The organism is Nonomuraea sp. NPDC050786, assembly GCF_040654115.1.
In the GTDB taxonomy this organism is placed as follows: domain Bacteria; phylum Actinomycetota; class Actinomycetes; order Streptosporangiales; family Streptosporangiaceae; genus Nonomuraea.
On sequence record NZ_JBFAHJ010000031.1, the window covers coordinates 1 to 17,468 of the forward strand.

Genomic DNA, 17,468 nt, shown 5'->3' on the forward strand with positions numbered 1-17,468 from the left:
GAAAGCTATCTCGCTGGGCTCCACCTACGTGGTGCCATCTTGTGGATCCGAAGCCTGCAGCCCACATAGAGATCCGAACTCAGAACAGGCCCTAGCACCTCTTAGCGGCGGCTGTCGCCCGGAACGACCATCCGCGCTACGCCGACTCCACCAGGCCCCCTAACGCGACTTTTCGTTCCGATGCTGGTCGACCCCCGACTCCGCCAAGTGGCCGCCTCGCGCCGGGCGACTGCGGCGAGGGACGGCTCTGCGATCAGGCCGTCCGCGGCGACAGCACCACCGACCGCGGGTATCGACAGCGATGAAGGTACGCCGATTGAGCGTCGAGGAGGACACGTCTGCTGTGGTAGAGGGTGGCACAGCATGTCCATGGGATTCAGAGGCTGTAACTGCTCCTTCACTGTGTAGGCGGATCAGCGGCACATAGCCTGACGAGGTCGGACGCCACCGCGTTCTCAGGGTTTGATGAGGACTTTGAGGCTCTTGCGGTCGGCCATGTCCTGGTAGCCGACGGGGACGCCGTCCAGGTCGGTCGTGGCGTCGAACACCTTTCCCGGCTCGATCGTGCCGTCCAGAATGTCGGGCACCAGTTCCTCGATGTAGGCCCGCACCGGCGCGGGTCCGCCGGCCAGGCGGACGTTGTGGCGGAAGAGGCTGCCGAAGCCGATCGGCGCCTCCTCGTACTGCGGGACGCCGACGCGGCTGATGACGCCGCCCGGGCGGACGATCCCGACGGCCTGCTCGTAGGCGGACATGGTGCCGACGGCCTCGAGCACCGCGTGCGTGCCGTGCCCGCCGGTCAGCTCGCGGATCTGGGCGATCCCTTCCTCACCGCGGGCGGAGACGACGTCAGTGGCGCCGAACTCCCGGCCGAGGTCGGTACGCACCGGGTGGCGGCCCATGAGGATGATCTGCTCGGCGCCCAGGCGCCTGGCCGACAGCACCGCCAGCAGGCCGACGGCGCCGTCGCCGATCACGGTGACGCGGGTGCGCTCGTTGACGCCGCCGGCGACAGCGGCGTGATAGCCGGTGCCGAACACGTCCGAGAGCGTCAGCAGGGACGGGACGAGGGCCGAGTCCGGTGCGACGGGGAGCTTGACGAGGGTGCCGTCGGCGAGCGGGACGCGGACCGCTTCGGACTGGCCGCCCTCCTCCGGCTCGCCGTCCCAGAAGCCGGCCTGCGGGTGGGCGCAGGAGGTGTGCAGACCCTCGCGGCAGAACGCGCAGGTGTTGTCGGAGATGGCGAAGGGAGCCACGACCAGGTCGCCCCGTTTGACGGTGGTCACCTGCGAGCCGGTGTCCTCGACGACGCCGATGAACTCGTGCCCCATCCGCGCGGGGGCGTCCGCCGGGGACAGCGAGCCGTAGGGCCACAGGTCGCTGCCGCAGATGCAGGAGGCGGTGACGCGGACGAGCGCGTCGGTGGGCAGCTTGATGACCGAGTCCGGGACGTTCTCGACGCGGACGTCGCCGGCTCCGTACATGAAGGTTGCACGCATGAGGTGTTCTCCAATGCGATTGGTGCTTGATTTCGGGTGTTGGCGATTGGACGTTGGCGCAGCTGGCGAGTTCGGCAGAATCGGTGGCCAGGAGTCCCTGAGCTACGTGATGGCCGCTGCGGGGGAGTGGCGGCGCTGGCTGAGGGCGATGGCGATCGTGGGGATCAGGGTCAGCGCGGCGATGACGGGCGCCCGGCCCGCGAAGCGAACGGCCAGGGAGAGCATCAGGGTCAGCCGCTTGGGCAGCCGCAGCGTCAGCATCGCCATCAGCGGCGCGCCGACGATCATCCCGACCGCGAAGACCGTGGTCAACAGCCCGGCCTGGGCCACGCTCACCCGCAGGTCGCCCGCGATCTGCGGCAGCAGGCCCGCCACCACGAACTCGGTCGTGCCCATCAGGAACGTGCCCAACGCCAGCACATGGATGACGAAAGGAAACCTGGCGGGCGGACGCGCATGCTCTTCGGCGCGCGCGTCGCCACGGGCGTGCAGGACTCCTCCTCGCGTGCTCATTCTTTCTCCACAGGGGTCGTGTTCGAGCTGTCGACCCCACGAAACCGGCTTCGCCAGATGTGGAGAAGGTCGGGTTTATGGGGGGTATAAACCCAACCCCCCTGCGCGCTTCCCGCACTTCAGCCCACGACTACCGTGGAGAGCATGGACCAGGGACCCGGTAATCGTTCCGACAACCGCTCCGAGATCCGGGACTTCCTCGCCAGCCGGCGCGCCAAGATCACCCCTGAACAGGCCGGGCTGCCGACCAGCGGCCGTCGCCGGGTTCCGGGGCTACGGCGCGAGGAGGTCGCCGTTCTGGCAGGCGTCAGCACAGAGTGGTACACGCGGCTGGAGAAGGGCCACATCAGCGGCGTGTCCGAAGACGTCATCGACGCGGTCGCCCGGGCACTGCGGCTGGAGGAGGACGAGCGCACCTACCTGTTCGACCTGGCCCGAGCGGCCCGGCCCGCCCACCGTACGCTCTCCCGCCGCAAGGATGTCGAGGTCCCGCCCCGCATCCAGTGGCTGCTCGACTCCATGACGATGTCCTCGGCATCGGTGCAGAACGGCCGCATGGACGTCGTCGCCCACAACCCGCTGGCCCGAGCCCTGTTCGCGCCGTGGTTCCAGAGCGACACCACCGACAAGCGCGGCCGCCCCAACGTCGCCCGCTACATCTTCCTGGACCCGGGCGCCCACGACTTCTACGTCGACTGGGAGGCCGCCGCCGTCATCACCGCCGCGCTGCTGCGCGCGGAAGCCGGGCGCGAACCCCACGACCGTGCCCTGCGCGAACTCGTGGGCGAGCTGTCCACGCTCAGCCCTGACTTCCGTACCATGTGGGCCGCCCACGACGTCCGCCTCCGCCACGATGGCATCAAGCGGCTGCGGCACCCGGAGGTGGGCCGCCTGGAACTGACCTACCAGTCCCTGAACCTGCCGATGTCCCATCGGGCGGTGCACGACCTGACCATCTACACCGCCGAACCGGGCACCACCTCCGAAGACCGGCTCAAGCTCCTCGCCAGCCTGGCTGCCACCAGGTCGCGGGCGGGGGAGCCCACCAATCAGCCCCGCTGAAGCACTCCGCCCCAACCGTAGAGAGGTTCCGTACGGAATCGGACATCAGTGACTCCGTGCGACCAAGGGCGCGGCAATCGTTGCACCTGGGACGAGCGGGCCGTCCAGATCCGGCAACGCCGGTCAGGTCGCAGCTCCCGCGAGCGTTCTGATCGTGAAGTCGATAGCCGTGGCCAGTCGTCCGGCATCGTGACCGGCGCGTTCGCGCACGCGGAGCCCGAGCACGGTCGTGAAGAGCGACTCCACCGCGGCGTCGACGTCCAAGGTGGTGGGCAGGTCGCCGTCGTGGATGCCGCGGCGTAGGAGCGACGCGAGGGTCTTCCGGGTGCCTTCGAACGCGGCCTCGGTCCGTTGCCGGACCTCGGGGTCGGTGGCGCCGAGCTCGGTGGCGGTGTTGACCACGAAGCAGCCACGACCGGCCTCGTGGCTGACCATCCAGGTCAGCCACTCCCGCAGGGTCTCGAGGCTGGAGCCGGGGACGCTCAGCTGCTCTTCGGCTTGAGCGGACTCGGTAGCCCGATAGTGGTCCAGTGCCCGCAGGAACAGTGTGTGCTTGTCGGTGAAAGTCCGATACAGGCTGCTCTGCTTGAGGTTGAGCTCGGCGCCCAGGTCGCGGACGGACGTGGCGTTGTAGCCGCGGCACCAGAACAGGTGGGTCGCCTTGGCGACCACGTCCTGCTCATCGAACTCCCTGGGTCGTGCCATGGTCCCACGCTATCAAAGTTGTGGAGCGATCGCTCCCGTATTAGGGTGTGCCGCCATATGGGAGCGATCGCTCCCGAATTGGAGAAGGGATTCAACGTGACGGCAACGGACCCAACCCTGCGCGAGCGGGCCACGTCACCGAAAAGTCATTGGACCGCGGTGTCCGCCGTAGCCTTCGGCACATTCCTCCTGGTCACAGCAGAGCAGCTCCCCATCGGACTGCTCACCCCGGTCGGATCGGCACTGTCGGTGTCGGAGGGCGCGGCGGGGTTGATGGTCACGGTCCCCAGCATCGTCGCCGCCGTCGCGGCGCCGGCGGTCCCGCTGCTCGTCGGCAGGATGGACCGCAGGCTCTTGCTCGTCGCCTTGATGGGACTCATGACGCTCGCCAACCTGGCATCCGCCCTGGCCCCGAACTATCCGCTCCTGATCGCCGCCCGCGTGCTGGTCGGGGTGGCCGTCGGCGGGTTCTGGGCCATCGCAGGAGCCCTGGCCGTCCGGCTCGTCCCGGCCTCACACGTGCCGCGGGCCACCGCGATCATCTTCGGCGGCGTCGGGGCCGCGAACGTCTTCGGCGTCCCCATCGGCACGATGATCGGCGGGCTGGCGAACTGGCGGATCGCGTTCGGCGCGCTGAGCGCCCTCGCGCTGGCCGTACTGGGCGCCTTGCTGGCCGTGCTGCCACCGTTGGCGGCGGCTCAGCCCGTCGGCCTGCGGCGACTGGCCGGCCAGTTCGGCAACCAGGGTGTCCGGGCCGGCATCCTGGCGACCTTCCTGATCGTGACCGGCCACTTCTCGGCCTACACGTTCATCAGCCCTGTGCTGCGGGATCTGTCCGGCATCGACGAGCGACTGGTCGGGCCCCTGCTGTTCGGGTTCGGCGTGGCGGGCATCGTGGGAAACTTCGTCGCGGGTGCCGCCGTGGCCAAGAGGCTCCATCGGACTGTCCTGTCCATCGCCGCCGCCCTGGGGGTGACCGTACTGCTCTTCCCCGTGGCAGGACCTACCGGCGCGGGCGGGGTGACGCTGCTCGTGGTCTGGGGCCTGGTGTACGGCGGGGTCTCCACGAGCCTCCAGACGTGGATGATCAAGGCCGCGCCACAAGCGGTCGAGGAAGCCTCCGCTCTGTGGGTGGCGGTGTTCAACCTCTCGATCGGTCTCGGCGCGCTGGCCGGCGGCGCGGTCGTCGATACCCTGCCGCTCCAGGGCATCCTCTGGCTCGCCGGGGGTCTCGTCCTGGCTGCTGGGCTCGTCGCGTGGAGTGCACGCCGAAACCCAGCCGTCGCTCAAGCACCGCAAACCTAGGGCGCTGCGCGAAGGTGGATCGTGTCGCCCGGGTCGTGGCGCGCCTATGGCGCAATACCGCTACGGCAACAAGCCGCACACGGGTCTCCTGGGTGGAAAATGTCGCCCGAAAGCTGAAATGAAATGCCCGGTCGATGCCCGTCGTATGCCCTGGTTCGATCATCCTCGCTGATCGAAACTTGGCGCGAGGAGGCGTACGTGCGCCGATTCCGGCCGTCTCGGCAGCAGGCCGCAGCCGATCCTGACGGGAAGGGAAACCCCATGAGGACCGTTCGCATGACGTTACGTATCGCACTGGCCGCACTTTCGCTGGCCCTGGTCAGCACTACCGCCGCGACTGCCGACAGTGAGAGTAGCGCGGCCTGCCCCGCACCGGGCCAACGATTCAAGTCACCAACCTGAACGGCGCGCACTTGGTCAGGTCCGCCTCCAGCCCTCAGGTCTTCATCTGGGACAGCCGGTACGGCGCCTACCGCTGGATCATCAATGAATCTGTATTCAACAGGTACGCCTTCTCATGGCGGAAGGTCAGGGTCCAGTCGGCGACGGTATCTCCGGTCACCACCGATCGATGGGATTTCTAGTGTCCTGAGTCACATAGTGCTCGCGCCGCCGCACTCCTTCCGTGAGCCGCTGAACCCCAAGGACTTCATCGCCGAGCTGGCCTGGGTGGAGATCAAGGACCATGGATCCGGCGCGATCAAGCTGACGAAGATCGATGCTGCCCGGCAGCCGCGGAACCTACACCAGATCAAGAACGACTACTGGGCACGGCCGGACATCGTCTACCCGCCCATCGCCTACCTGCCGGTCACCGATCTGGAGCCGCTGCCATACGCGCCGGTGTGGCGGAGCGAGGCGGAGAGCGAGCCCATCCGGGCCTTGGGCGCGCAGTTGCTGGACGGCGGCATCGATGCCTGGTGTCACGGTGGGAGGTCGCGCCAGCGTTCGGCCGACGCCAGAGCGTCCAGGCTGATCCGCTCCAGGAACGCACCGCCTCTGGCCAGGCGGCGTCCCACGGGCGTGTCGAGCCCGAGCGTCTGCCCCGCCGCCTTCGTGATCTCCGCCGCCGCGAGCGTCTGTCGCGCGCTGATCACCGTCGAGTGGTACCAGGCGTCGTCGTCGACCACGTAGATGTCGTGCCGCCGCTGCGGATCACGTTCGCGCCTGATCAGTCCCTGCTGGGTCAGGTAGCCCACCGCCATGGAGATCGAGGCGGGGCTGACTTTCAGCCCGCGCGACAGTTCGGCCGCGGTGAGCCTGCCGTCCTCGCTCAGCCACAGGCCGATGAGCACGCGCGCCACCATTTTCGGCAGGCCCATCCCGACCGCCAGCTCGACGGCTCCCTCTTCCACCTCGAAGACCTTGCGGTCCTGGGGTTCGGCCTCGAGCGAACGTGCCGGGGTGCCACGCCGCGCCCGCCGCGCCGTCGCCTGGTGCGCCCGCTCGGGGCGGTAGTCGCTGGGGCCGCCGTTGCGCCCGACCTCACGGCTGATGGTCGAGGTCGGCCGGTCCAGCCGCCTGGCTATCTCGGCGTAGGAGCGGCCTTCGGCGAGGCCGGTCGCGATGCGCTGACGGTCCCGCAGGGCCAACCTTCCTTCTGGCATGTCACCACTATTGCGTTAGGCGCCACACAATGCAACGTTTCATTGCATTCATCTTCACCGTCAACGCATCAATTTATCGCCTTTTACCTGCACATATGGGCATCCATTGATTGACATAATTTCTGAAAGCAACGTAGCTTTCAATCGTGACGAACAAGTACTATCGCGACGAGCCGGTCACTCCGTCCCTCGACCGCGCACCCGCCTGTCCCTTCGATCCCGCCCCTTCGCTCACCGCCCTGCGCGCAGAGCAGCCCATCGCCCGGGTGGCCGTGCCCGAGGGCGCCCCCGGCGTCTGGATGGTCACCGGATACGACCTGGTCCGCCAGATCCTCGCCGACCCGCGGTTCAGCTCCCGTTACGAAACCCACTACCACCCCCTGGCGGGCGGGCACCTGCCGCCCGCCCCCGTCGGCGACCTGACCGGCATGGACGCACCCCAGCACACCCGCTTCCGCAAGCTGCTGGCGGGCAAGTTCACCGTCCGCAGGATGAACCTGCTCACCGAGCGGGTCACCGAGATCACCCGTGAGCGGCTCGACGCGATGGAGCGGCAGGGGCCGCCCGCCGACCTCGTCGAGGTCTTCGCGCAGCCGGTTCCAGCGCTGATGATCTGTGAGCTGCTCGGCGTGCCGTACGAGGACCGCGACCAGTTCCAGAGCTCCACCCGGGCCCTGTCGGACGCCGGGACCGCTGAGGCGCAGTACACCGCCTTCGTCGAGCTCGGCACGTACCTGCGGGAGCTCGCGCTCGTCAAGCGGGCCGAGCCGACCGACGACCTGCTCAGCGACCTGGCCACCGGCGGCGACCTGACCGACGAGGAGCTCGGCGGCGTGGCCGCGTTCCTGCTCGGCGCCGGGCTCGACACCACCGCCAACATGCTCGCGCTCGGCACCTTCGCCCTGCTGCGCAACCCGGCCCAGCTCGCCGCCCTGCGCGGCGACCCCGGCCTGGCCGCCGGCGCCGTCGAGGAGCTGCTGCGTTACCTGTCCGTCGCCGCCACCGGTATGCGCGGCGTGCTGGAGGACGTGGAGCTCGGCGGCAGGCAGCTCAAGGCGGGCGACACGGTCATCATCGCGATCAACGCCGCCAACAGGGACCCGGCCAGGTTCTCCGACCCCGACGTGCTCGATCTGCGCCGCTCGGCCGCCGGGCATCTGGCCTTCGGCCACGGCGTCCATCAGTGCCTCGGTCAGCAGCTTGCCCGCATCGAGATGCGTGTCGCGTTTCCCGCGCTGCTCGTCCGCTTCCCGACGCTGCGGCTCGCCGTACCGGCTGAAGAGCTGTCGCTGCGCACCGACCCCTCGCAGGTGTACGGCGTGCACAGCCTGCCCGTCACCTGGGATCGGGGGTGAACGCGATGCGAAGCTTCGTCTCGGTGACGGGGCTGCGCAAGTCCTACGGCGCCCACCGCGTCCTGGACGGCATCGACCTCACCATCCCGCAGGGCACCGTCTTCTCGCTGCTCGGCCCGAACGGCGCGGGCAAGACCACCACAGTGCAGATCCTGTCCACCCTGATCAAGGCCGACGCGGGGGAGATCTGGGTGGCCGGGCACGACCTGGCCAAGGAGCCCGACGAGGTGCGTGCCGCGATCGGCGTCACCGGCCAGTTCTCCGCGGTCGACAACTTCCTCACCGGCGAGGAGAACCTGCGACTCATGGCCGACCTGCTCCACCTCGGCCCCGCCAGGGGCCGCAGGCGCGTCCGCGAACTGCTGGAGCGCTTCGACCTCACCGACGCCGCGCGCAAGCCCGCGGTCACCTACTCGGGCGGCATGCGCCGCCGGCTCGACCTCGCCATGACCATGGTCGGCACGCCCAAGCTCATCTTCCTCGACGAACCGACCACCGGCCTGGACCCGCGCAGCCGCCGCACCATGTGGCAGATCGTCCGGGACCTCGTCCAGCAGGACGGCGTGACCATCTTCCTGACCACCCAGTATCTGGAGGAGGCCGACGAACTCGCCGACCGCATCGCCCTGCTCAGCCAGGGCCGCCTGGTCGCCGAGGGGACGCCGGGCGAGCTCAAGCGGCTGGTCCCCGGCGGGCATCTGATACTGCGCTTCGCCGACCCCGGCGGTTACCTCAGGGCTGCCTCCCGGGTGGGGGCCACCTCGCGCGACGACGAATCCCTCACGGTGCAGATCCCCGACACCGGCGTCGGGGCGCTGCGCAACCTCCTGGAGTGGCTGGACACACAGGCCATCGACGTCGCCGAACTGTCGATGCACACGCCCGACCTGGACGACGTCTTCCTCGCCCTGACCGAGGAGTCCGCCCGATGAGAGCGATCACCGACTCGGCGACGATGCTGCGCCGCCAGATCAGGCACATGTGGCGTTACCCCATGCTGATCCTCACCTACGTGGGTGTCCCGGTGGTGTTCCTGCTGCTGTTCGTCTACGTCCTCGGCGGCATCATGGGCGCCGGGATCGGCGGCGATCGCGCCGCCTACGTCGGTTACGTCACTCCCGGCATCCTGATCATGACGATCGCGAGCGCCGCGCAGGGGACCGCGATCTCGGTGGCCATGGACATGACCGAGGGCATCGTCGCCAGGTTCAAGACCATGGCCATCGCCCGCGTCTCGGTCCTGACCGGGCACGTGCTCGGCGCGCTCGTCCAGAACTTCATCGCGATCGCAGCCGTGACGCTGACGGCCCTGCTGATCGGCTTCCGCCCCGCCGCCTCGGTGCTGGACTGGCTCGGGGTGGTGGGAGTGCTGGCGATGTTCACCTTCGCCATCACCTGGCTGTCGGCCGCGCTGGGCATGGTCACCAAGAACGTGGCCACGGCCAGCAACCTGCCGATGCCGCTGATGCTGCTCCCGTTCCTGGGCAGCGGCGTGGTCCCGCCGGAGTCGATGCCGGGCCCGCTGCGCTGGTTCGCGGAACACCAGCCGTTCACGCCGGTCATCGAAACGCTGCGCGCGCTGCTGGCCGGGCAGCCCGCGGGATCCAGCTTCGCGGCGGCGGCGCTCTGGAGCGCGGTCATCGCGCTGGGCGGGTACCTGTGGGCACGCAGGCTCTACAACCGGTGAGGGTGGACGTGCCCATCGCCCTGGCCGGCAAGTCCGGCCAGCTACCCGGTGCCGGCCGCATGGATCGCCTGGACAATGATCACGGCCATCGTCCTGATCATCGTCGCGTTCCTGTCGGTTCGACTCCGCCGCCCCCTCCTCCCGGCCACGCCGGCCAGCCCCTGGACCGTCTTCGCGATCACCATGTCCCTTGGCGTGGGAGAGCATGAGTGACGGCGAGTCGGGTCGCCGTCACCCGGCCGTCGGGATGCTACGCGGGCGACTGGAGGACGGTGACCGCGTGGGTGTGCGCGCTGACTCGATGGTCGAGTTGCCGAGCAAGTTGACGGTGTACGTGTGTTCGCCGGCCGTGGTCGGCGTATCGGAGAAGCTGAAGGACCCGTCGGCGGCGGGGATCAACTTCACCAGGCCCGTCGAGGTGACGGTGCCGTCCGGGCTGACGACCTTGCGCGAGACGGTGGTCATCGTCCGCGGGAAGGTGATGCCGTCGGCGCCGAAGGCACCGCTGAAATCGGGGTGCCACCGGAATACGGCAGAAACGGGCCGCGCTCTTGATCACTGATCGTTAGACTCCTGGGGTTCGCGCTGGTTGGTGGCGATTTCGGGGGTTCGGGCGGCGTCCATCGACCGGACGGCGTACCCGAGGTTCGTACGGGCGGTGTCGGCCAGGGAGCCGGCGGAGGTGTTCACTCCGTCGGCAGTCGAGGTGGAGTGGCCCGCGGAAGACGCAGGATGATCAGCATCTGCTGGCCCTGCTGGTCTGGCTGAAGGCCTACCAGCGGCTGGGCTATTTTCCGAAGCTCAAAGACGTCCCCGCAGTGGTCTCCGAGCACCTCCGTGAGGCGATCGGCCTGCCGGAGGTGGTGGTGCTGGAGGATGCCGCGGAGCGGTCGGCCAAGCGGCATCGGTCGTTCGTGCGCAAGCGGATGGGCGTCACCTACGACGCGGTCCGGGTGCGGGAGGTAGCCGACGAGGCGATCCGGAATCCGGCCGTCGGTGGGCAGATCGTGTTCGGGGGCCTGCTGGTGGTCGCCGCTTACGGAGGATCTGGGCGCGAAGCCGTTTGTTCGTCGCCGTTGTTGTGGGTGCGTTGAGTGATGATGCGTTCGAGGCCGTCGAGGAGGGCGAGGAGGCCGAATTCCCGGGTGGTGGTGGTTGAGGGGATGGCCACGGTGGTGGCAAGCAGCGGGAAGCGGCTGGCGTTGAGGAGTAGCAGGTCGCGCATGATGGGGGCGGCGCTGCCGTCCGTCCAGGTCTGAGTGCCTTGGGTGGCGGCCGAGTGGGTGGCGCGGATGTGGTGGGACACCATCATGACCGCGTCGAGCCGTTCGCGTTCGGTCAGGGGGGTGTCGGTGAGGGCGCTGAGGGCTGTTTCGGGCCATGCGGTCTCACGTGGGCCCATGACGCGGTCGCCCACGGTGACCGACGGCAGCCAGGGGTGGCGCCGCCAGGCGGTGGACAGTCCGCGGGCGTACTCCTCCAGCTTGGCCCGCCAGCCGACCGCCCCGCTCAGGTCGGGGGGCGTGCCGACCGCCGCCTCGATCATGATGGCCATCAGCTCTGTCTTGCCGTTGACGTAGCGGTACAGGGCCATCTTGGTGAGGCCGAGCTCGGCGGCGATGCGGTGCATGGAGACCGCCTCCAGGCCCTCGGTATCGGCGACCTTGACGGCGGTGTCGGCCAGCCGGGCGAGGTCGAAGGCGGGCCTGGGGCCTCTGATGCGCGGCTTCCGCAGGCCCCACAACAGTTCCGCCAGTGCCCTTGGATCTTCGTTGGCCGACATGTCGCCTCCCACTTGCCATCCGCCAAAACTGTCTCTACCGTACACAGTGTCCTGAGGACACAGTTAATCCCCGGACCCGGGAGCAGGCGGTGGCCCAGGGGCCACGCCGTGAAACAAGGAGTGGGCCATGTCCAAATCAGTGCTCGACATGTCGATGTCCCTCGACGGGTACATCGCCGATCCCAACGACTTCCTCGGCGGCGACGATGGCGAGCGGCTGCACAAGTGGGCTGACTCGGACCAGCATCCCGGGCCGGTCAAGCAGTTCCAAGACGAATGGAACAGGGCTGGTGCGATCCTCGCGGGACGGCGGACCGCTGAGCTCATGGACCACTGGGGCGGCTCTCACGGCGGTCTGCCGATCTTCGTCCCCAGCCACCGGCCGCCCGGCCCAGCCGCCCGGTGGGGCTATCCGCTGGTGACCTACGTGAACGACGGGATCGAAAGCGCGATGGCGCAGGCGAAGGCCGCCGCCGGGGAACGGGACGTCCAGATTCGTGGCGGCGCGTACACGGTGCAGCAGGCCCTCGAGGCCGGAGTGCTGGATGAAGTGCAGATCCACCACATTCCAGTACTCCTGGGCGCAGGGCGCCGGTTGTTCGACGTCCTGCCGTCGGAGATCGAGTTGGAGATCATTCAGGTGCTCGACACGCCCGAGGCCACCCACATCCGCTACCGCGTCCGCCGCTGAGCCGATCGGCCACGGACCGGGCTGGGCGTTACTGCCCAGGGGACGTTGAGGTTGGTTTCGGTCATGATGGAAGAGTGACTGCTTTGCCTGGTGATCGATTCCGTGATCCGAAGGTGTGGATCACGGCATTCGCGGACGAAGTCTTGGTGCGATGCCCGCGCTGCGCTGGGTGCGCCGTGGCGCTCGCTCAACTGGGCGATCCTGTGCATCGGCGCGTACCCTGACGTGGGGGACGATTCGAAACGCTGAGGCGCTTGCGCTGCTCAGGTTGTGCGCTGGGCCGAGAACGCCTCCCTCGCCCGCTTCGCCGCAACCGAATCCGTTCACAGCTGGTGGTACGACTGCGCCAGGCCCGACGGGCACGGGTACGCGGTGAGGTCGATGCGCTTGGTGATGGCGAGCGTGGTGGTGTCGATCTCGATCACCTCATGCGAATCGCGCAGCGCCGCGTACGCCTTCCTGCCGGTCTCCGGCGAGGCCAGGGCGACAGCACCGGACAGGCCGGTGATCTTGTCGATGACCTCGCCGTCGATGGCCGCGACCACGATCTGGTCGCCGGTGGCGACGAAGACCTTGCCGCTGCGCGCCACCACGTCTCCGCCCTTCCCGGCGACGCCGAGGTCGGTGACGGTCGCGGCGGTGGACGCCTGCGTGACGAGCAGGGCCACCGCCAGGAGCAGGGTCCCGGCCCAGGCGACTAATCGGCGGGACAGGGGAGCGCGGGCAGAGGTTGACGGGCGCACAGGCACTGCGTTCTGGAGGAGACAGGGAGAGGGGAGACAGGGAGAGTCGAGCACCCCGGCATGACTACGGGACCCGCTCTCGCTGACGATCGTCGCCGGGCGCGGGGTCGGCGGGCAGTGCCAGGTCGAGGGCCGTCTCGACGTGGATACGGGTGGAATCGAACACCGGCAACGGGCTGTCTCCTGGCCCGATCAGCAGCGTGATCTCGGTGCATCCCAGGATTACCGCCTGAGCGCCTCGTCCCGCGAGCTCGGCGATGATGCGGCGATACTCCTCGCGAGAGGAGCTTTCGACCCGGTTCTGCGTGAGCTCCTGATAGATCACGTCGTGGACGAGCGTGCGGTCCGGCTCGTCCGGCACCATGATCTCCACACCGTGCTGCCGCATACGCGAGCGGTAGAAGTCCATCTCCATCGTGAAACGGGTGGCCAGCAGGCCCACCGTGGTGAGGCCCGCGGCGGCGATGCGGCGCGCCGTGGCGTCGACGAGATGCACGAAGGGCACGTTGATCGCCGCCTCGATCTGGTCGGCGACCTGGTGCATGGTGTTCGTGCACAGCAGCACCATGTCCGCGCCGGCGCGCTCCAGGCTCTGGGCCGACTCGGCGAGGAGCAGCCCGGCCCGTTCCCACTCCCCGCTGCGCTGCATGGCCTCGATCTCGGCGAAGTCGACGGTCAGCAGCACGCTCCTGGCGCAGTGGTGCCCGCCCAGTCGCCGTCGCGTCTCCTCGTTCAGCAGCCGATAGTACTCGGCGGAAGATTCCCAGCTCATGCCGCCGATCAGCCCGATGGTTCGCATCATGGCCCCAAGCCTGCCGGGCCGCCCAGCTCATAGGTAGCCCTGGCTTTCTTGGCTGACTGCCAAGCAATACTTATGGCATGGACGTCCAGCGGCTGCTGATATTTCGGGAAATCGCCCGTACCAGATCGATCGGCGGCGCGGCCCGGGCGCTCGGCTGGACCCAGCCGGCCGTCAGCCAGCATCTACGCCACCTCGAACGTCAGGCGGGCACCGCCCTTGTGCTGCGCCGGCCGCGCGGAGTGCAGCTCACGGAGGCGGGACAGGCGCTGCTCCGTCACGCCGACGCCATCGCCGCTCGCATGCAGGCCGCAACCGAAGAGCTCGAGGCGTTCGTCCATCTGCGCGCGGGCACCGTGCGGCTGGCCGCGTTCCCCTCGGCGGGAGCGACCGTGGTCCCCGCCGCGATGAGCCTGCTCGCCGAGCGGCATCCGCATCTCGACGTACGACTGCGCGAGGCCGAGCCCCCGCAGGCCCTCGACCTGCTCGCCGCCGGCGACGTGGACGTCGCCCTGACGTTCGATCACGCCGGAGAGAGACCGGTGGGCGCCGAGGAAATGGTCCGGGTGCCGATCGGTGAGGATCCGCTGCGGCTCGTGCTGCCCCGTTCGCATCCGTGCGCGCAACCGTCGGATGTACCGCTGCCCCTGGGGGAGCTGGCCCAGGACAAATGGACCGGGGGATGCGAACGGTGCACAGACCACCTTCGCCAGGCGTGCGAGGCAGCGGGTTTCACGCCGGACATCCGCCACGGCACGGACGACTATGTGCTGACACAGGCGCTGATCGCCCGTGGGCTGGCCGTCGGGCTGCTTCCGCAGCTGGCGCTCGACGCGGCCCGCGACCCGGGCGTCGCCGTGCGCCCGGCCGCGGGGGTACGGCCGAGAGTCCTGTACCTCGTTCACCATCGCGAGGCCGATCAAATTCCCGCCGTGCGCAGCGCCGTACAGGCCGTGGCCGACATCGCCACCGCCCGTGGCTGATGATCGATCGCGTGCAGGCGAGGCAGCCGATCTCGTACGTGCGGTCAGAAGCAGCGTTGATCCGCCCTGGATGAGCGCGCCTTCGCCTACGTAGGCGAAGCCGACGTCGGTGAGCTCGTGGTCGAGGAGGAGCCAGGTCAGGCATCATAAAACCTGGGCGAGCCCGAAGCCGATGGTGGTGAGCCGGGGGGTGGTATGGGTGGCCACCGGTGTGTCGTCCACGCCGACCACGCCCAGCTCCTGTGGCACCGTGCGGCCGAGGGCTCCGACGGCTCGCACACCGGATACGTGCCCGCGCTGCTTGTCGCCCCCGCTCAGAGCGTATTGAGGAATTCGGTCAGCAACCGGTTGACCTCGTCGGGGCGTTCTTGCTGAATCCAGTGGCCGCAGCCGTCCAGCAGGTGGCTCCCGGTGAGGCCCGGGAGCGTCTGCGGGTACGCCTCGATGGCGTCGGCCAGCCACATCGTGGAGGCGTCGCGGGTGCCGCCCAGGAACAGAGAGGGCTGGCTGATCGGCGCTCCGGCGTAGGAGGCGAGGTCTTCCCAGTCGCGGTCCATGTTCCGGTAGCGGTTGAGGCCGCCGGTCAGGCCGGTCCGTTCGAACTCGGCGGCGTAGAAGTCGAGGTCCTCCTGCGACAGCCAGGACGGCAGCGGGCCGGTGGGGAACCGTTCGCGCAGCATGCCGCCGTTCCTGGTGACGAAGTGGGGGTCGGGCTCGCCGGGGCCGGGCATCGTGTCGCCCGACAGGGCGCGGTAGAGGCCGGCGAGCCAGCCGCGGACGTCGGGTTCGATCTCGGCCTCGGCCCGCCCGGGCTCCTGGAAGTAGGAGACGTAGAACTCCTGGTCACCGCCCATGCCCGCGAACACCTCGCTCGGCCGTGGCCCGCCCGGCGGGGTGTAGGGGACGCTCAGCAGGCCGACGGCCCGGAACACCTCGGGCGCGACCAGCGCGGAGTGCGCCGCGATCGTCGCTCCCCAGTCGTGGCCGATGATGACCGCCGAGTCCTCGCCCAGCTCGCGGACCACCGCGACGTTGTCGGTGACCAGGTCGAGCATCCGGTAGGCGGCGGGATCCTGCGGCTTGGACGAACGCCCGTACCCCCGCACATCCAGCGCGACCGCCCGGTAGCCCGCCTCCGCCAGCACCGGCAACTGCCGCCGCCACGAGTACCACGACTCGGGGAACCCGTGCACGAGCAGCACCAGCGGCCCGCTGCCCTGCTCCACCACATGGACCCGTCCGGCCTCTGTCGTCACCATCCGGTGCTTCACCGTCAACCTCCTCGATCTGTGCTCGCGCCATCCTCGACGGTCAGGTAGCCGTACCAGAAACCTTGTTGCCGTTCCGGCAAAGGCGTCCCTCGCAGCCAACGGTGAGACGCTCACGGGACCCGGAACGCCTGCCGGTAGGCGCCCGGGGTCGTGCCCACCTGGGCGCGGAAGCGGCGGCGCAGGTTGACGGCGGAGGTCAGGCCGACGCGGGCGGCGATCGCCTCGACCGGCAGGTCCGTCTCCTCGAGGAGGGTGCGTGCCGCGATCACCCGGCGGGAGAGCAGCCACGCGCCAGGGCTCGTCCCGAGCTGGTCGGCGAAGCGGCGGGCCAGGGTGCGGGGCGAGACGCCGAGGTGCGCGGCCAGGTCGCCCACCGCCAGCGGTGTCCCGAGGCGCTCGCCGGCCCATTCGAGCAGGCCGTCGAGCGCATCCCCGGCCGGAGAAGATGGCGCATGCCGCGCCTGGCCGCCCTCGCGGTGCGGCGGCATCGCCATGTGCCGCGCGAGGAGGGCGGCGTGCGCGGCCCCGTGGTCCTTGCGGACCAGGTGCAGGCACAGGTCGATGCCCGCGCCCGCACCGGCGCTGGTGGCGACGTCGCCGTGATCCACGTAAAGCCGGTCCGGCTCCACGCGCACGCGGGGGAACTCCCGTCGCAACTGCTCGGCGCGGGCCGGGTGCGCGGTGGCCGAGCGGCCGTCCAACAGTCCCGTGCGGGCGAGGGCGAACACTCCGGAGCAGATCGTGATGAGCCGCGCCCCACGCGCGTGTGCTCGGAGCAGCGCGTGGCGCACGCCATCGGACAGGGGCGCCTCCACCGGCAGCCAGCTGGGGATGATCACGGTGTCCGCGGACTCGAGCGCCGTCAGGTCCTGCGAGACGGACATCGCGTACCCGGCCGAGGTCGGCACCGGCCCCGGCGTCTCCGTGCACACCTCGAACTCGTAGCGCTGCGGCATCCCGGGCCGCCGCGTGCCGAAGACCTCGACGGCACAGCCGACCTCGAACGTCGATTGCACCGGCCGCACCAGGGCCACTACGCGATGCATGGCAGGAAAGTACCCCACGATGTCGTCGCCGGCTCTGTCCCGGCGCGCCCGCGTACAGCACCGTGGGCGGCATGCACTCCGAGATCCTCGCCCAAGAGGGCTACACCTCCGCCTTCGTCGACGACTCCCCGGTCCGCGAGCTCTTCCCCGGGATCCGGCTCCGCCCTTTGTGGCGGGGACCGTCCGGCGCGCACGCCAACGTGCTGGAGATGGACCCGGGCACCTCCTGGCCGCGTCGCGACGTCCACGAGCCCGGCCCGGAGGAGGTCTACGTGGTCGCCGGCACCTTCAACGACGGCGCGCGCGACTACCCGGCCGGCACGTTCCTGCACGCCCCGGCCGGGTCGTGGCACATACCCGCGAGCACCACCGGCTGCACGCTGTTCCTCTTCTACCCGGCCGGCTGAAGGCGCACCGGC

The 17,468-nt window shown here is 69.3% G+C and carries 21 protein-coding genes; 11 read left to right on the top strand and 10 right to left on the bottom strand.

The features are described 5' to 3' along the window. Nucleotides 1-455 precede the first annotated feature (455 nt). Both AB0H84_RS40580 and AB0H84_RS40585 read right to left on the bottom strand, forming a co-directional pair. Nucleotides 456-1,499 (bottom strand): zinc-dependent alcohol dehydrogenase family protein, encoded by a 1,044-nt coding sequence (locus AB0H84_RS40580; protein WP_357616943.1) that lies wholly within the window; start codon nucleotides 1,497-1,499, stop codon nucleotides 456-458. Between the two features lie 102 nt (nucleotides 1,500-1,601). Then, nucleotides 1,602-2,012: an MFS transporter gene (locus AB0H84_RS40585; protein WP_357616945.1), complete on the bottom strand. Its 411-nt coding sequence runs from the start codon at nucleotides 2,010-2,012 to the stop codon at nucleotides 1,602-1,604. A gap of 144 nt (nucleotides 2,013-2,156) precedes the next feature. Between AB0H84_RS40585 and AB0H84_RS40590 the strand changes: the two genes are divergently transcribed. Then, entirely contained in the window at nucleotides 2,157-3,074 is a 918-nt protein-coding gene (locus tag AB0H84_RS40590) for a helix-turn-helix transcriptional regulator (RefSeq protein WP_357616947.1), read from the top strand. Nucleotides 3,075-3,197: 123 nt separating this feature from the next. On the opposite strand, the gene AB0H84_RS40595 is transcribed toward AB0H84_RS40590, so the two are convergent. Next, a complete protein-coding gene (locus tag AB0H84_RS40595) occupies nucleotides 3,198-3,779 on the bottom strand; it encodes a TetR/AcrR family transcriptional regulator (protein ID WP_357616949.1) in 582 nt (193 codons plus the stop codon). Nucleotides 3,780-3,938: 159 nt separating this feature from the next. On the opposite strand from AB0H84_RS40595, the gene AB0H84_RS40600 reads away from it, so the two are divergent. Then, the gene (locus AB0H84_RS40600) at nucleotides 3,939-5,084 is read left to right on the top strand and encodes an MFS transporter (protein ID WP_357616951.1); all 1,146 of its coding nucleotides are present in this window, start codon (nucleotides 3,939-3,941) and stop codon (nucleotides 5,082-5,084) included. 923 nt (nucleotides 5,085-6,007) lie between these two features. On the opposite strand, the gene AB0H84_RS40605 is transcribed toward AB0H84_RS40600, so the two are convergent. Further along, nucleotides 6,008-6,691 carry a helix-turn-helix domain-containing protein gene (locus AB0H84_RS40605; protein ID WP_357616952.1) on the bottom strand — a complete coding sequence of 228 codons (684 nt, stop codon included), beginning with the start codon at nucleotides 6,689-6,691 and terminating at the stop codon, nucleotides 6,008-6,010. Nucleotides 6,692-6,837: 146 nt separating this feature from the next. On the opposite strand from AB0H84_RS40605, the gene AB0H84_RS40610 reads away from it, so the two are divergent. From AB0H84_RS40610 to AB0H84_RS40635, 6 genes are all read left to right on the top strand, one after another. Continuing rightward, a complete protein-coding gene (locus tag AB0H84_RS40610) occupies nucleotides 6,838-8,046 on the top strand; it encodes a cytochrome P450 (protein ID WP_357616954.1) in 1,209 nt (402 codons plus the stop codon). Between the two features lie 5 nt (nucleotides 8,047-8,051). Beyond that, nucleotides 8,052-8,978 carry an ATP-binding cassette domain-containing protein gene (locus AB0H84_RS40615; protein ID WP_357616956.1) on the top strand — a complete coding sequence of 309 codons (927 nt, stop codon included), beginning with the start codon at nucleotides 8,052-8,054 and terminating at the stop codon, nucleotides 8,976-8,978. Further along, a complete protein-coding gene (locus AB0H84_RS40620; protein ID WP_357616958.1) occupies nucleotides 8,975-9,733 on the top strand; it encodes an ABC transporter permease in 759 nt (252 codons plus the stop codon). The genes AB0H84_RS40615 and AB0H84_RS40620 overlap by 4 nt, the downstream gene beginning before the upstream one ends. A gap of 75 nt (nucleotides 9,734-9,808) precedes the next feature. After that, a complete protein-coding gene (locus AB0H84_RS40625; RefSeq protein ID WP_357616960.1) occupies nucleotides 9,809-9,946 on the top strand; it encodes a hypothetical protein in 138 nt (45 codons plus the stop codon). Further along, the gene (locus tag AB0H84_RS40630; RefSeq protein ID WP_357616962.1) at nucleotides 9,939-10,295 is read left to right on the top strand and encodes a hypothetical protein; all 357 of its coding nucleotides are present in this window, start codon (nucleotides 9,939-9,941) and stop codon (nucleotides 10,293-10,295) included. Before AB0H84_RS40625 ends, AB0H84_RS40630 begins: the two co-directional genes overlap by 8 nt. Before the next feature lie 256 nt (nucleotides 10,296-10,551). Continuing rightward, nucleotides 10,552-10,827 (top strand): hypothetical protein, encoded by a 276-nt coding sequence (locus AB0H84_RS40635; protein WP_357616964.1) that lies wholly within the window; start codon nucleotides 10,552-10,554, stop codon nucleotides 10,825-10,827. Here the strand turns inward: AB0H84_RS40635 and AB0H84_RS40640 are convergent. Beyond that, nucleotides 10,770-11,516: a TetR/AcrR family transcriptional regulator gene (locus AB0H84_RS40640; protein ID WP_357616966.1), complete on the bottom strand. Its 747-nt coding sequence runs from the start codon at nucleotides 11,514-11,516 to the stop codon at nucleotides 10,770-10,772. The two genes, AB0H84_RS40635 and AB0H84_RS40640, sit on opposite strands and share 58 nt — an antisense overlap. Nucleotides 11,517-11,643: 127 nt before the next feature. On the opposite strand from AB0H84_RS40640, the gene AB0H84_RS40645 reads away from it, so the two are divergent. Beyond that, the gene (locus tag AB0H84_RS40645) at nucleotides 11,644-12,207 is read left to right on the top strand and encodes a dihydrofolate reductase family protein (protein WP_357616968.1); all 564 of its coding nucleotides are present in this window, start codon (nucleotides 11,644-11,646) and stop codon (nucleotides 12,205-12,207) included. 323 nt (nucleotides 12,208-12,530) lie between these two features. Here the strand turns inward: AB0H84_RS40645 and AB0H84_RS40650 are convergent, their stop codons facing one another. Then, nucleotides 12,531-12,950: a hypothetical protein gene (locus AB0H84_RS40650; protein WP_357616970.1), complete on the bottom strand. Its 420-nt coding sequence runs from the start codon at nucleotides 12,948-12,950 to the stop codon at nucleotides 12,531-12,533. Between the two features lie 64 nt (nucleotides 12,951-13,014). Further along, nucleotides 13,015-13,752, bottom strand: coding sequence for an aspartate/glutamate racemase family protein (locus tag AB0H84_RS40655; protein WP_357616972.1), 738 nt, complete (start codon nucleotides 13,750-13,752; stop codon nucleotides 13,015-13,017). A gap of 77 nt (nucleotides 13,753-13,829) precedes the next feature. On the opposite strand from AB0H84_RS40655, the gene AB0H84_RS40660 reads away from it, so the two are divergent. Continuing rightward, complete coding sequence (locus AB0H84_RS40660) at nucleotides 13,830-14,732, top strand: LysR family transcriptional regulator (protein ID WP_357616974.1); 903 nt, start codon at nucleotides 13,830-13,832, stop codon at nucleotides 14,730-14,732. A 144-nt stretch (nucleotides 14,733-14,876) separates the two neighbouring features. Here AB0H84_RS40660 and AB0H84_RS40665 read toward each other — a convergent pair whose 3' ends face one another. The 3 genes from AB0H84_RS40665 to AB0H84_RS40675 form a co-directional block, all read right to left on the bottom strand. Beyond that, on the bottom strand, nucleotides 14,877-15,011 hold the full coding sequence (locus AB0H84_RS40665) for a substrate-binding domain-containing protein (RefSeq protein ID WP_357616975.1): 135 nt from the start codon (nucleotides 15,009-15,011) through the stop codon (nucleotides 14,877-14,879). A gap of 35 nt (nucleotides 15,012-15,046) precedes the next feature. Then, entirely contained in the window at nucleotides 15,047-16,003 is a 957-nt protein-coding gene (locus AB0H84_RS40670; protein ID WP_357616977.1) for an alpha/beta hydrolase, read from the bottom strand. A 110-nt stretch (nucleotides 16,004-16,113) separates the two neighbouring features. Then, the gene (locus AB0H84_RS40675) at nucleotides 16,114-17,049 is read right to left on the bottom strand and encodes a helix-turn-helix domain-containing protein (protein WP_357616979.1); all 936 of its coding nucleotides are present in this window, start codon (nucleotides 17,047-17,049) and stop codon (nucleotides 16,114-16,116) included. 71 nt (nucleotides 17,050-17,120) lie between these two features. Between AB0H84_RS40675 and AB0H84_RS40680 the strand changes: the two genes are divergently transcribed. After that, a complete protein-coding gene (locus AB0H84_RS40680; RefSeq protein WP_357616981.1) occupies nucleotides 17,121-17,456 on the top strand; it encodes a cupin domain-containing protein in 336 nt (111 codons plus the stop codon). The last annotated feature ends 12 nt before the right edge of the window (nucleotides 17,457-17,468 follow it).

Bases quoted from the DNA above. Each gene is read 5' to 3' on its own strand.
- AB0H84_RS40580 (WP_357616943.1), bottom strand. From the start codon at position 1,499: ATGCGTGCAACCTTCATGTACGGAGCCGGCGACGTCCGCGTCGAGAAC.
- AB0H84_RS40585 (WP_357616945.1), bottom strand. From the start codon at position 2,012: ATGAGCACGCGAGGAGGAGTCCTGCACGCCCGTGGCGACGCGCGCGCC.
- AB0H84_RS40590 (WP_357616947.1), top strand. From the start codon at position 2,157: ATGGACCAGGGACCCGGTAATCGTTCCGACAACCGCTCCGAGATCCGG.
- AB0H84_RS40595 (WP_357616949.1), bottom strand. From the start codon at position 3,779: ATGGCACGACCCAGGGAGTTCGATGAGCAGGACGTGGTCGCCAAGGCG.
- AB0H84_RS40605 (WP_357616952.1), bottom strand. From the start codon at position 6,691: ATGCCAGAAGGAAGGTTGGCCCTGCGGGACCGTCAGCGCATCGCGACC.
- AB0H84_RS40615 (WP_357616956.1), top strand. From the start codon at position 8,052: ATGCGAAGCTTCGTCTCGGTGACGGGGCTGCGCAAGTCCTACGGCGCC.
- AB0H84_RS40620 (WP_357616958.1), top strand. From the start codon at position 8,975: ATGAGAGCGATCACCGACTCGGCGACGATGCTGCGCCGCCAGATCAGG.
- AB0H84_RS40625 (WP_357616960.1), top strand. From the start codon at position 9,809: ATGATCACGGCCATCGTCCTGATCATCGTCGCGTTCCTGTCGGTTCGA.
- AB0H84_RS40630 (WP_357616962.1), top strand. From the start codon at position 9,939: ATGAGTGACGGCGAGTCGGGTCGCCGTCACCCGGCCGTCGGGATGCTA.
- AB0H84_RS40640 (WP_357616966.1), bottom strand. From the start codon at position 11,516: ATGTCGGCCAACGAAGATCCAAGGGCACTGGCGGAACTGTTGTGGGGC.
- AB0H84_RS40645 (WP_357616968.1), top strand. From the start codon at position 11,644: ATGTCCAAATCAGTGCTCGACATGTCGATGTCCCTCGACGGGTACATC.
- AB0H84_RS40655 (WP_357616972.1), bottom strand. From the start codon at position 13,752: ATGATGCGAACCATCGGGCTGATCGGCGGCATGAGCTGGGAATCTTCC.
- AB0H84_RS40660 (WP_357616974.1), top strand. From the start codon at position 13,830: ATGGACGTCCAGCGGCTGCTGATATTTCGGGAAATCGCCCGTACCAGA.
- AB0H84_RS40675 (WP_357616979.1), bottom strand. From the start codon at position 17,049: ATGCATCGCGTAGTGGCCCTGGTGCGGCCGGTGCAATCGACGTTCGAG.
- AB0H84_RS40680 (WP_357616981.1), top strand. From the start codon at position 17,121: ATGCACTCCGAGATCCTCGCCCAAGAGGGCTACACCTCCGCCTTCGTC.